Origin of the sequence: Azonexus sp., assembly GCF_036170495.1 — a bacterium.
GTDB lineage: Bacteria > Pseudomonadota > Gammaproteobacteria > Burkholderiales > Rhodocyclaceae > Azonexus.
This window is the reverse complement of record NZ_JAVHPH010000116.1, coordinates 10418-22742: the sequence shown is the minus strand read 5'-3', so window position 1 is coordinate 22742 and position 12325 is coordinate 10418. Positions and strand designations below refer to the sequence as shown.

General features: G+C 61.0%; 11 protein-coding genes. 8 read left to right on the top strand and 3 right to left on the bottom strand.

Going from position 1 to position 12325, the window contains the following annotated elements; translation table 11 throughout:
- On the bottom strand, positions 1 to 803 hold an 803-nt coding region (gene had, locus ADADOO_RS03770; RefSeq protein WP_511275147.1), incomplete at its 3' end, for a 6-hydroxycyclohex-1-ene-1-carbonyl-CoA dehydrogenase.
- Between the two features lie 413 nt (positions 804 to 1216).
- On the opposite strand from had, the gene ADADOO_RS03765 reads away from it, so the two are divergent.
- Positions 1217 to 1444, top strand: coding sequence for an alpha/beta fold hydrolase (locus ADADOO_RS03765; protein ID WP_511275145.1), 228 nt, complete (start codon positions 1217 to 1219; stop codon positions 1442 to 1444).
- A 70-nt stretch (positions 1445 to 1514) separates the two neighbouring features.
- On the opposite strand, the gene ADADOO_RS03760 is transcribed toward ADADOO_RS03765, so the two are convergent.
- Together ADADOO_RS03760 and ADADOO_RS03755 are read right to left on the bottom strand one after the other, a co-directional pair.
- Positions 1515 to 2528 carry a zinc-dependent alcohol dehydrogenase family protein gene (locus tag ADADOO_RS03760; protein ID WP_511275143.1) on the bottom strand — a complete coding sequence of 338 codons (1014 nt, stop codon included), beginning with the start codon at positions 2526 to 2528 and terminating at the stop codon, positions 1515 to 1517.
- Between the two features lie 150 nt (positions 2529 to 2678).
- The gene (locus tag ADADOO_RS03755; RefSeq protein WP_511275142.1) at positions 2679 to 3605 is read right to left on the bottom strand and encodes a LysR family transcriptional regulator; all 927 of its coding nucleotides are present in this window, start codon (positions 3603 to 3605) and stop codon (positions 2679 to 2681) included.
- A gap of 171 nt (positions 3606 to 3776) precedes the next feature.
- On the opposite strand from ADADOO_RS03755, the gene ADADOO_RS03750 reads away from it, so the two are divergent.
- From ADADOO_RS03750 to ADADOO_RS03720, 7 genes are all read left to right on the top strand, one after another.
- A complete protein-coding gene (locus ADADOO_RS03750; protein WP_511275140.1) occupies positions 3777 to 4334 on the top strand; it encodes a 2-oxoacid:acceptor oxidoreductase family protein in 558 nt (185 codons plus the stop codon).
- Positions 4331 to 5998 (top strand): NAD(P)-binding protein, encoded by a 1668-nt coding sequence (locus ADADOO_RS03745; protein WP_511275139.1) that lies wholly within the window; start codon positions 4331 to 4333, stop codon positions 5996 to 5998. Before ADADOO_RS03750 ends, ADADOO_RS03745 begins: the two co-directional genes overlap by 4 nt.
- Entirely contained in the window at positions 5995 to 7152 is a 1158-nt protein-coding gene (locus ADADOO_RS03740; protein WP_511275137.1) for a hypothetical protein, read from the top strand. Before ADADOO_RS03745 ends, ADADOO_RS03740 begins: the two co-directional genes overlap by 4 nt.
- 3 nt (positions 7153 to 7155) lie before the next feature.
- The gene (locus ADADOO_RS03735) at positions 7156 to 8067 is read left to right on the top strand and encodes a thiamine pyrophosphate-dependent enzyme (protein ID WP_511275135.1); all 912 of its coding nucleotides are present in this window, start codon (positions 7156 to 7158) and stop codon (positions 8065 to 8067) included.
- A gap of 18 nt (positions 8068 to 8085) precedes the next feature.
- Positions 8086 to 10821, top strand: coding sequence for a molybdopterin-dependent oxidoreductase (locus tag ADADOO_RS03730; protein ID WP_511275133.1), 2736 nt, complete (start codon positions 8086 to 8088; stop codon positions 10819 to 10821).
- The gene (locus tag ADADOO_RS03725) at positions 10818 to 11468 is read left to right on the top strand and encodes a 4Fe-4S dicluster domain-containing protein (protein WP_511275131.1); all 651 of its coding nucleotides are present in this window, start codon (positions 10818 to 10820) and stop codon (positions 11466 to 11468) included. Before ADADOO_RS03730 ends, ADADOO_RS03725 begins: the two co-directional genes overlap by 4 nt.
- Positions 11465 to 12325, top strand: an 861-nt coding sequence (locus ADADOO_RS03720) for a DmsC/YnfH family molybdoenzyme membrane anchor subunit (protein ID WP_511275129.1), incomplete at its 3' end; no start/stop codon positions are given. The genes ADADOO_RS03725 and ADADOO_RS03720, both read left to right, overlap by 4 nt.

Genomic DNA, 12325 nt, shown 5'->3' with positions numbered 1-12325 from the left:
ACCAGCAAACCGAAGGCGGTCAGTTGACCGGCGGCGCTGCCCGAGCATTCAAAGATCTGCCACTCGGTGCGGCGCAGACCTTGTTGTTTGGCAAAGTCGTTAATGGCGGCCTTGAGCGCCTTGCCGTCGTGCTGGCGAGCGTTGAGCGTCAGGGCCGCGCCGTGCGCCGCGACAGCGGCCAGCTTGTCGTCATCGACATCGATCGCCACCACCTGGGCACCAAAGGCATGTGCCACTTGCACACAATAGCCGCCAACACCACCGGCACCGACCACAATCGCCAGACCGCCGGGCGTGACACCGGCGCGGCGCACCGCTTGGTACGGCGTGGTGAGCGCGTCGGCCACAATGGAGACTTGCGCCAGGCTCAGACCGGCGCTGGCCAGGCGGCTCTCATCGACTTCACACAGACCACGGCCGGGAACGACGATGTGTGAGGCAAAACCACCCTGAATGTCGTTGCCGGGCATTTTCTGCGCGCGGCAAATCGGTTGCAGGCCGCGCTGGCACAGATCGCATTCGCCGCAGGGCAGCACCGCCGGAATGATGACCGCTTTGCCCAACCAGTGTTGGGTTGCAGCACCGGCGGCGACGACGCGACCGCTGATCTCGTGACCGAGTGTGAGCGGCAGCGCAGAATTGGTGCGCACGCCGTCATAGTAGAAGCCAAGATCTGTATGGCAAACGCCGCAGCCGGCAACCGCCACCACGACTTCAGTGGGGCCAGGTTCGGCCACAAAGGTAACGCGCTCGAGAGGCGCGCCGGCTTGATTCATTTGCCAGCGATAGGCGTTGATGCTCATGAATTCATCTCCTGTCATAGTGCCGATCAGCTCGATCTGCGTTATTTACCGGCTTTATCTCTTCTCTTTGCGTGCCGGACGCCTGCCTGATGGTGCTCAAGCCTGGTGCTGACGGGATATGTCGCAGGCTTAGGTGTAGCATTCATCCGACGTAGTGCATTATAGTGCAGTTTTTGACGAATGAGTGCACTATTTTTTAGTATTCGTTCAAAATCAAAATCCCCGCAGCAAGCTGCGGGGTATGGGACATCCGAATGGGTCCAGCAGGAGCCAGCCCATGGTCGGAACTGGCCGTGTCAACGCACGGTGTGGTGACTGGGTGAGGCCGGGTGCTTGGGTCAGGTCACCTGGCTTTGGGGCGAAATGCGTGCGCCTGCGGTGCGGGCGTGCTCAGGCCTCAATCTCACGCGTGGTTGCTTGAAGCAGAAATTGAATCGATCAAATGCCCGCTGCTGGCGTTGCAGGGACGCGACGACGCATACGGTTCGCCGAAACAGATCCACAGCATCGCGCGTCACGCTGTCCAGACTCAAGGGCTTGTGTTAGACCACTGCGGCCACTGCCCGAAGCGCGATCAGCCAGAAATCCTGATCAGTAGCGCCTCTGCTTTTTCAAAAGGTTCTACGATGTCAGGGCCATGAAAACCGGCGTCGGCGCTCAAATTCGCCAGCGTGGCGCGGCATCTGCCCGGTGCGACAGCCCACTGCGGCGTCAATGGGCCAAGCAAACCTTGCCAAACTGCACCCCGCTCTTGAGGTAAGCCATCGCCTCCTTGAGCTCTTCAAAACCAAAGATTCGATCCACGACGGGTTGAATCTTATGTTGGTCAATGGCACGAATCATGGCTTCGAATCCATCCCGGTGACCCACGGTAACACCTTGAAGTCGTACCTGCCGCGTGACGATCAGTCCCAATGAAGTCGTCATGGTACTTCCAGACAAAATGCCGATCATGGCGATCGTGCCGCCGGGTCGAATGCAACGCAGCGATTGTGGCAAGGTCTTCTCGCCACCAAGCTCAATGATCAAGTCATAGCCGCGACCCAAGGTAATGTCGCGCGTTGCTTTGGCCCACTCTGGCACGGCGCGGTAATTAATCACCGCATCTGCCCCCAATTGCCGCACGCGAGCCATCCGCTCCTCGCTCGACGTGATGACCGTGATATGGGCGCCAAGAAGCTTGGCAAATTGAACCGCAAACAGAGCCACGCCCCCACAGCCCTGGATCAGCACGCGATCACCCGGTTTAAGGGCACTGCCGGAAGTCAATGCGCTCCAGGCGGTCAGCGCCGCGCAGGGCAAACTGGCGGCTTGGGCGTCTGTCAGGTGCGCGGGAACTTTGACCACGCCGTGTTCTGACAAACACATGATTTCCGTCATGGTTCCATCGATCGGGCCGCCCAGTGACTGGGTCAGTCGTTCCAGGTCAGGCGCACCGCCGATCCAATTCTGGAAGTAAGTCGGACAAACCCGCTCGCCAACCGTCACCCGGCGCACATCAGGACCCACTTCGCACACGGTACCCACGCCGTCAGAAATGGGTATCAGCGGCAAGCTGCCGGTATAACTGCCATAGCCGCGCTCGGGAACAACCAGGTCGCGGTAATTGAGCGACGAGGCATGCATCCGGACCAGCACCTGCCCGGGTCCAGCGGTGGGTTGGGGGCGTTGCGATAGTTTGAGGTTATGCAAACCCCAATCACCTTCAATTTGAAATACGCGCATGAAATTCCTTCACAAATTACGGCTCACAGCGGCCTGCTTGAAGTCGCTCTGATGATGCCTAATTCAGCATCGATGGTCAATACATATTCCGGTGAATCGCCACAACACCGGTGCAACCGTGGCCTGGGCAGTAGGTGGCCACAGCAGCGCCTATGACGGGGTTCGCAAAAACAGGCGACGCACCAGCGCGCGCAACCAGACATGCGCCGGGTCATCGGTGGCACTCTTGTGCCAGACCATGCTGACGTCGTAGCGTGGACCATGGTCTGGCAGCCCCCAGATGCGCACGTCGTAGCGCGGCGCCAGCGAATTGGCATACATCAACGGCACAATGGCCAGCAGGTCGCTGTGAGTCACCAGTTCTGGCAAAGCACCGTAGTGACGCGCGTGCACGACGATGCGGTCATTGAGTTGTAACTTGTTCAACATCAAGTCCACACTGCCATGAAGTGTGGCTGCGGGTGACGCCACGGCCAAGGATGCCGCCGCCAGTTGACGCGGTGTCAAGTTGGCTGCGGTACGGCCTTTGGCGGGGCGCCAGTTGCTTGCCGTGATGGCCACAAAGTTTTCCTGAAACAGCCGTTCACTGGCGATCGAGATGTGCCCCGGATTGAGGATGCCAATCGCCAGGTGGACGTCCTGTGCTTCCAGCGCGGCACTGACCTGCGTTGAGGGCACCGCCACATTGCCGAGCTGGCTGTGCGGAGCCTCGACGCGAAAGGCTTGCGCCAGCGCCGGCAAAAACATCATTTCACCGAGGTCTGACAACGACAAACGCCAGCGCACCGTGCTGCTGGCGGGCTCGAACTCCTCGGTACTGAGCACCGTGGTCTCCAGACTCTGAAGTTGTGCCATCAAGGCCGGGACAATGCGCTGTGCCTTGCGTGTGGGGTGCAGACCACTGCTCGAGCGCACAAACAATGCGTCGTCAAAAAAGGCGCGCAGGCGCGCCAGCGCATTGCTGGTCGCTGGTTGCGACAGCGCCAGTTGGCGCGCCGCCAGGGTCACCGACCCAAGGCGATAAACCGCGCACAACACCCGCAACAGGTTGAGATCAAGGTGCCGGAACCGAGCCATGCTAATTCCTCTAATATCTTTTTGGTGAATGTATCTGATTTTCAAAATCAATTTGACGAATGTATAAATTCAACTTACATTGAGCTTGCGACAGGGCCTCACTACCCACAAAACAACGCGGTACTCTGTCAGGCACCAGGTGCGCAACAGAGTCCTGAAGGAGACAACAACTTGCTTGAGATCATTATCCAGGGCCGCGGCGGCCAGGGCGCACAGACTGCCGGCAATCTGCTGGCCAGTGCATTCCATGCGCAAGGACTGCACGTGCAGTCCTTTGCCAGCTACGGTGGCGCGCGCCGTGGTACCCCCGTGAACTCCCACCTGCGGGTTGACGATCGGCCGATCCGGCTGCGTTGCGACATAGAACGTGCCGACGCCATTTTGTGCTTCGATGCCAGCTTGCTCGAAGGCCGATTGCTGGCAACTGCTGACGAGCACACTCTGATTGTGACCAATTCGACCCGAAGTGTTGCCGAATTTGCCAGCATCCTGCCGGGCAAACGGGTGATACCGATTGACGCCTTGTCGATCGCCCGCCAGCAGGGGCTCGGGCGCATCGTCAACTCGGCCTTGCTGGGCGCCCTGGCCCGGGCCATCAAGGCGCCATCGCTAGAGGTACTAACCCAGACGCTGGTGGACAACGCACCCAAGCAACACGATGAAAACATCGCCGCGTGCACGCAAGGCTACCACTGCGCCGAACGACTGCTGCTGGAGACTACCCCATGAACGCGCCGATTCCTGCGATTTGGACAACTGGCAGTACCGACGTCATCAAAACCGGCACTTGGCGCGCCTCACTGGCCCAACACATCAAGGCGCCCGCACCCTGCCACGGCGCCTGCCCCGTCAACGGCGACATCGCCGAGTGGATCGGTTTGGCAAGAGCGCGTGACTTGCAAGGGGCCTGGCAAGTGCTAACCCGCCACAATCCCTTTCCATCGATTGCCGGACGCATTTGCCACCATCCTTGCGAAACCGCCTGCAATCGCGGCGGTTACGACCAGGCGCTGTCCATTTGCAAGCTGGAGCGCTTTGTCGGCGACCAGGCCTTGGCCCAGGGCTGGGCGTTTGCGCCGGCCGCACAGCCCCAAAGCGGTAGCGTGGCTATCGTGGGCGGCGGTCCATCTGGTTTGTCGGCCGCGTTTCAGTTGCGTCGTCTGGGCTATGCGGTAACCCTTTATGAGGCGCAAGCCGAACTGGGCGGACTGATGCGTTATGGCATACCCGCTTACCGACTTGCACGCCCTGTGCTCAACAGCGAGATTGCACGCATTGTGGCCATGGGTGTGGAGGTTCACTGCAACTGCCGGATTGACACCGCCGAAGGCTTTGCCCGTCTGCGCGAGCAACACGATGCGCTTTACCTGGCACTGGGCGCGGCGCGCAACAAACGCCTGCCCACACTGGACTACAGCCAGCCGTGGGTGTGCGACGGTGCCGCTTATCTGTGGGCTGTGGCTGCAGGCAAGCCAGTGCCTCTGGGCAAGCGCTTGGTAGTGATCGGCGGCGGCAGCGCCGCACTCGATGCCGCCCGCAGTGCGCGTCGGCTTGGCCATGAGGTCACGCTGTTGGCGCTGGAGCAGCGCACTCAAATGCCGGCGCAGACCGATGAAGTAGTCGAAGCACTGGAAGAGGGCATCACCTTGATGGACGGAGCACGCCTGGATGAAGTCACAGACGGCGGTGCCAAGGGCATCACCCTGCACTGCACCAAGGTCGCCTTTGTTGCCGGCAGCCAGCGCGGCCAGTTCACGCTGCAACCGATTGCCGACAGCAGCTACAGCTTTGACGCCGACGCGATCATCATCTCCATTGGCCAGGACCCCGACCTCTCGGTTTTGGGGGCAGGCTTTGCTGCGGCGGGCGGATTGCTCCAGACCGATGCCCGGTTTGCTACCAGTACCGCAGGCGTCTTCGCTGGCGGTGACATGACCAGCATGGCGCGCTTTGTGACGGAGGCCATTGGCATGGGCAAGCGGGCAGCGCAGGCCATTGCAGGCGAACTCCAGCAACAAGGAAAGGGGGCGAATTTTGCACTCGACGAGCGCTACGGTGACCACCCCCTGGTGCCCCTGGCTGCCATCAGCACCTACTACCACCCAACGCGCGAGCGTGCCAAGACCGGGCTGCTTGACGCCCGGGAACGCCTGAGCCGCGACGTCGAGGTGCAACTGGGACTGGAGTTTGAGCAGGCGCTGGCCGAAAGTGAACGTTGTTTTTCCTGCGGCACGTGCATCAACTGCGACAACTGTGTGGTGTATTGCCCCGACATGGCCGTCAAACGCATTGGCGACGGCTACCAGGTTCTGACCGACTACTGCAAAGGCTGCGGCATGTGCGTCAAGGAATGTCCAACCGGGTCCATGATGATGCAGGAGGAACTGCGATGAGTGCTTCAAGCCAATCCATGCTGCTGACCGGTAACCAGGCGGTGGCCTGGGGTGCCCGCTTGGCACGTCCGCGGGTCGTTCCGGTGTATCCGATCACACCGCAAACGCCAATTCTTGAGCAATTGACGGCATTCCAGGCTGCGGGTGAATTCGACGCTGAAATCATCACGCCCGAGTCGGAGCATTCGGTGATGTCAGCTTGCATTCCAGCCTCGCTGGTGGGGACGCGGGTTTTTACCGCCACCGCTTCGCAGGGCATCCTGTTGATGCACGAATTGCTGCACTATGCCAGCGGTGCGCGGGCACCGATTGTGCTGGCCAACGTCAACCGCACCGTCGCTTCTCCCTGGGCCTTCTGGCCGGATCAAACCGACAGTCTGGCGCAACGCGACACCGGCTGGATCCAGTACTACGTGGAGAGTGCCCAGGAAGCGCTTGACACGGTGCTTCAGGCCTATCGTGTGGCCGAGCAGGTGCTCGTCCCGGCGATGGTCAATCTGGATGCGTTTTACGTGTCGCACGCGCTTGAGCCGGTGCTGGTGCCGTCGCAAGATCAGGTGGACCGCTATTTGCCGGCGTTTGATCCACCGCACCGGCTTGACACCGACAAGGTGGAATCCTGGGGCAACGTGGTGACGCAGGACATGTTCTACCGCCACCGCCAAAATCTGGCCGAGGCCATGGCGCGGGTGCCGGCGCTGGCGGCGCAGGCCGACCATGAATGGGCCCAACTGACCGGGCGCAGCCATGGCGTCATTGAACGCTACCGTTGCGACGGTGCCAGCAGCGTGATTGTCACCATGGGCAGCATGTGCGGTACCGCGCGCGAGGCGGTCGATGCCATGCGCGCGGCCGGCCAGGCGGTGGGTCTGGTCAAGCTGCGTCTGTTCCGGCCGCTGCCGGTCGTCGGACTGCGCGAGGCCCTCGGCGGGGTGGACGACATCATCGTGCTGGATCGCAACTACTCGCCGGGCTACGGCGGCGTGTTGCACCAGGAACTGCGTGCAGCGCTCTACGACCTTGCGGTCAGACCGCGCATTCATGGCCTGCTGGCCGGTGTCGGTGGTGTCAACGTGCCACCGAAAAAGATTATCGAGTTTGTCAACCAGACCCGTCAAAACGAATCACTGCCAGAGTCGCAGTGGGTGAGGTAAACCATGATACAGATTGAACATGCCAACCAGGAACCCATGTTGTGCTCCGGGCACGCTGCCTGTCCGGGCTGCATCGACGCCCTGTCGGCGCGCCATGTGCTCGCGGCCATGGGGCCCAAAACGATGGCGGTGATTCCGCCCTCCTGCATGGCCATCATTGCCGGAGCACAGCCCTATAGTTCACTGCGCATCCCGGTCTATCAACCCACGCTGGAATCAAGTGCCGCAGCCGCCACAGGCTTGCGCCGTGCACTCGACGCCAAAGGCCAGCACGATACCCAGGTGATCGTACTGGCGGGCGACGGCGGCACCTACGACATCGGCTTTCAATGTCTGTCTTCGGCGGCCGAGCGCAACGAGAACTTCATCTATTTCTGCCTCGATAACGAGGGTTACATGAATACCGGGGCACAGAAGTCCTCCTCCACGCCCCATTTCGCTCGCACTGGATCGACCCCTTTAGGCAAAACATCACGCAAAAAAAATCTCACCGAAATCATGGCCGCTCACCGGGTTCCCTATGTAGCCACCGCCAGCGTAGGCCACCTGCCGGACCTGCTGCGCAAGGTGGAAAAAGCCAAACAGATGCAGGGCACGCGCATCATCACACTGCTGATTCCGTGCATGGACGGCTGGGGTGTGGCCGACGACGCCGGTCTGAAGACGGCCCGCTACGCGGTGGAATCGGGCGCCTTTCCCCTGTACGAGGTTGAGGATGGTCACAAATACACGCTCAATCACACGACCAAAACCAGACCGGTTGCCGACTACCTGGCCCTGCAGCGACGTTACCGCAACATGGCAAGTGCCGACATAGAAACCCTGCAAGCCGAGATTGACGATGGCTGGGCGACTTTGCAGGAGCGCGCCTCACGCAGCGCCAAAGTTGCTACCTTGACGCCGCTCTCAACGTGATTTTCAGAAGGATTCCACATGAGTCTTGAAGCCAGCAATGTGCGCAAGGTTCCGACCTACTGCTACCAGTGCGTGGCCGGACCTGACTTGCTCACGGTCAAAGTGGAGCAAGGGGTCGCGACCGAGGTCGAGCCAAATTTCTGCGCCGCCAATGTTCACCCAGGCGCCGGCAAGGTCTGCGTCAAGGCGTATGGGCTGGTGCAAAAAACCTACAACCCAAACCGGGTGCTGACACCGATGAAGCGCAGCAACCCGTTGAAAGGTCGCGATCAGGACCCGGGCTTTGTGCCAATCTCGTGGGATGAGGCTTTTGATCTGATCACGACCAAGCTCAACGCCATTCGCGCCGAGGGCCTGCTCGATGCCAGTGGCTACCCGCGCGTGGCGGCCAGTTTTGGCGGCGCCGGCACGCCGCAGTATTACATGGGCACCTTGCCAGCGTTTCTGGCGGCCTGGGGGCCGGTTGACATGGGTTTTGGCTCCGGCCAGGGTGTCAAGTGCTACCACTCCGAACATCTGTATGGCGAGTTCTGGCACCGTGCTTTCATCGTTGCGCCCGACACGCCGCTGTGTAATTACCTGATTTCCTGCGGCTCCAATGTGGAGGCCTCGGGCGGGGTGGTCGGGGTCTGGCGCCATGCCGCAGCACGCGTGCGCGGCATGCAGCGCGTGCAGGTCGAGCCGCATCTCTCGGTTACCGGCGCCTGCTCGGCGCAATGGGTACCGATCAAACCCAAAACCGACGCCGCCTTTCTCTACGCGCTCATTCATGTGCTGTTGCACGAACTGCCGCGCACCAGCCTGGACCTGGCGTTTCTGGCAACACGCACTGCATCGCCTTATCTGGTCGGTCCACACGGTTATTACCTGCGTGACCGCATCAGCCGCAAGCCGCTGGTCTGGGATTTGGCCAGCCGCAGCGCGCGTGTGCATGACAGCGCTGATTTGCAGGAAGCGATTGAAGGCAGCTACCAGGTCGATGCCATCGAAATCGGCCCTGATGACGATATTCTGGCTGAAGGCGTCCTCACCGGTAGCACCGCTTTTGCCAAGTTGCTCGAGCATATGCGGCCCTACTCACCCGAATGGGCGCAGCAGATTTGTGACATTCCGGCACAGAAGATACGCAAGATTGCCAATGAATTCTCTGAACACGCTTGCATCGGTCAGACCATCGAAATTGACGGTCATACCCTGCCTTATCGGCCGGTTGCCGTGACACTGGGCAAGACCGTCAACAGCGGCTGGGGCGGCTTTGAGTGCTGCTGGGCGCGTACCCTGCTGGCCACGCTGGTGGGTGCGCTGGAGGTGCCCGGCGGAACCATTGGCACAACGGTGCGCCTGGTGCGACCCATGTCGCAGCGCCACGAGAGCGTCCAACCCGGCCCCGACGGTTTTATGGACTTTCCGCTTAACCCAACCGACAAAGCCCATTGGTCGCCCAACCCGAACATTCGCAACGCCTACCGCACGATGGTGCCGCTGGCAGCCAATGGCCCCTGGAGCCAGGCGCTGGGGCCCACCCATTTTTCGTGGCTGTTTCTCGATGAAACACCCAAAGGCCTGCCGCGCGTCACACTGCCCGATGTCTGGTTCCTGTACCGTACCAATCCGGCCATTTCGTACTGGGAAACCGACAAGCTGGCTGAGAAAATGGCGCGCTTTCCGTTCGTCGTCGCTTTTGCTTACACGCTCGACGAAACGAACCATTTTGCCGATATTTTGCTGCCCGATGCGACTGACCTTGAGAGCCTGCAATTGATGCGCCTGGCCCCGACCAAGTATCAGGAACAGTATTGGGAGTACAGCGGTTTCGCGCTGCGCCAGCCGGCCATTCAAAGTCGAGGCGAAGTACGCGACATGACCGACATCGCCAGCGAACTGGCGGCGCGCACCAAGCTCACCGACAAATACATCGCCGCCATCAACAAGGGCGCTGGCGGTGTACCGCTCAAAGGCGACTACGGCGATTTTTCACTCGCCACCGACCAGCGCCACAGCACGCAGGCCATCTGGGATGCCGTTTGCCGCGCTGCCAGTTCTGAGGTCAGCGATGGCGTTGACGCGCATGGTTTGGACTGGTGGAAAGAGCACGGCCTGGCAATGCGGCCTTTTGCGCGTAGCCAATGGTATCTGGATCAGACCATGGTCCAGCACGGCTTGCGATACGAGTTGCCTTACCAGGAACGGCTGCTGCGCGTGGGCACCGAGCTGGGTCGCCGCCTGCACGAGAACGACATGCACTGGTGGGACGAACAACTTAAGGAATACCAGGCGCTGCCGATCTGGAAGAACTTTCCGGCGCTGTGGGAAGCCATCATCGCAGAGACTGGCGCTAGCTCACAGGACTATCCGTTCTGGCTGCTCACCGCACGCAGCATGCAATACGCCTGGGGTGCCAATGCCGGCATCCAGTTGATGCGTGAGGTGGCAGGCAACGTCACCGGCCATCGCGGCGTTGTGATGAACACGCAGGCCGCGCAACAGCTCGGTATTGCTGACGGCGATGCCATTGAAATATCCACGCCCAAGCGCAGCGTCAGAGGCCGCGCCGTGGTGCGCCAAGGCATCCGCCCCGACACACTGCTGCTGATCGGCCAGTTTGACCACTGGAAAACGCCGTTGGCAAAAGACTTTGGCATGCCCAGCCTGAACTCGCTGGCCAACATGTCGCTGGCGCTGACCGATGCCACCGGCTCCGGCGCCGACATTGTGCGCGTCAAAATCTGCCGCGCTACGGAGGTGACGGCATGACACGCTGGGCCATGACCGCTGATTTGCGTCGCTGCGTTGGTTGCCAAACCTGCACGGCATCTTGCAAGTTGACCAACGCCACACCACCTGAAGTGCAATGGCGTCGCGTGCTTGACATGGAGTTTGGCACGTACCCCGATGTCAAACGCGTTTTTGTGCCGGTGGGTTGCCAGCACTGCGCCGAGCCACCGTGCATGACGGTTTGCCCGACCTTGGCAACCAAGCAGCGCGCCGACGGCATTGTGACGATTGATTACGACTTGTGCATCGGTTGTGCGTACTGCATCGTCGCTTGCCCTTATCAGGCACGCTACAAAACGCCAGTGGCCACTTTTGCATACGGCACGGCCACCGAGAGCGAAAAGAAAAACGCTCACCCGGAACGGCTGGCGGTGGCGACCAAATGCACTTTTTGTGTCGATCGCATTGATGCCGGGTTGGCTGCCGGGCTCAAGCCCGGTGTAGATCCGGCCGCCACCCCAGCCTGCGTCAATTCCTGCATTGCCGACGCGCTGGCGTTTGGTGACCTGGATGATCCAGACAGCAAGGTATCCAAGCTGCTGGCTGAGAACCAGAGTTTTCGCATGCACGAAGAACTCGGCACCCAGCCGGGTTTTCATTATCTTTGGGACAAGGTGGACACATGAGCAAGCACCCGGCTTTTGGACCCAATCCCTGGCTGCAAACCAGTTGGGACTGGCGCGCTGCTGGCAATTTCATCGGCGGCGGCGTTGGTGTCGGCCTGCTGGTTGTAAGTGCCCTGCTGGCCGCACCGGGCGAGGGCGCAGCGTTATTCAGCAACTGGCTGCTGTTGCTGTCACTGGCCCTGATTGGGCTGGGGCTGCTGTGCGTCTGGCTTGAGATCGGTCGGCCGCTGCGGGCACTCCACGTCTTTTTCAACCCGCGCACTTCGTGGATGTCACGTGAATCCTTGGTCGCGCTGCTGCTGTTCCCGGCCGGGCTGCTGGCGCTGTTGAACGTGGCTGGCCTGCTCTGGGTCACGGGCGCGCTGGCACTGCTTTTTCTGTACTGCCAGAGCCGCATGCTGCCGGCCACCAAGGGCATTCCAGCCTGGCGTTCGCCGCGGCTCACAGCGCTCATGTTCAGCACCGGGCTGTGCGAAGGCTGTGGCGTCTTTGTGCTGCTGGGTCACTGGCACGGCGGCGTGAGCAGCGCTGCACAGGCCCTGTTCCTGGTGCTACTGGTTGCGCGGTTGGCCATCTACTGGCGCTACCGCGCCTCGGTTGAATCCAACCTGGCACCGTCGGCCCGCGCCGCGCTCAATCAGGCTGCACGCACGTTGTTGCTGGGCGGCACCATTGCCCCGCTGCTGCTGCTTCTGGCCGCCAATGTCGTTGGGACCAATGGCACTGACTTTTTGCTGGCCCTGGCCGGTGCCGGCGCAGCTTTTTCTGGTGCCAATTTCAAATACGCCCTGATCACCCGTGCCAGCTTCAATCAGGGCTTTGCCCTGACCCAGTTGCCAGTGCGCGGCGTCAGAAGC

Bases quoted from the DNA above. Each gene is read 5' to 3' on its own strand.
- ADADOO_RS03730 (WP_511275133.1), top strand. From the start codon at position 8,086: ATGAGTCTTGAAGCCAGCAATGTGCGCAAGGTTCCGACCTACTGCTAC.
- ADADOO_RS03735 (WP_511275135.1), top strand. From the start codon at position 7,156: ATGATACAGATTGAACATGCCAACCAGGAACCCATGTTGTGCTCCGGG.
- ADADOO_RS03760 (WP_511275143.1), bottom strand. From the start codon at position 2,528: ATGCGCGTATTTCAAATTGAAGGTGATTGGGGTTTGCATAACCTCAAA.
- ADADOO_RS03755 (WP_511275142.1), bottom strand. From the start codon at position 3,605: ATGGCTCGGTTCCGGCACCTTGATCTCAACCTGTTGCGGGTGTTGTGC.
- ADADOO_RS03725 (WP_511275131.1), top strand. From the start codon at position 10,818: ATGACACGCTGGGCCATGACCGCTGATTTGCGTCGCTGCGTTGGTTGC.
- ADADOO_RS03740 (WP_511275137.1), top strand. From the start codon at position 5,995: ATGAGTGCTTCAAGCCAATCCATGCTGCTGACCGGTAACCAGGCGGTG.
- ADADOO_RS03745 (WP_511275139.1), top strand. From the start codon at position 4,331: ATGAACGCGCCGATTCCTGCGATTTGGACAACTGGCAGTACCGACGTC.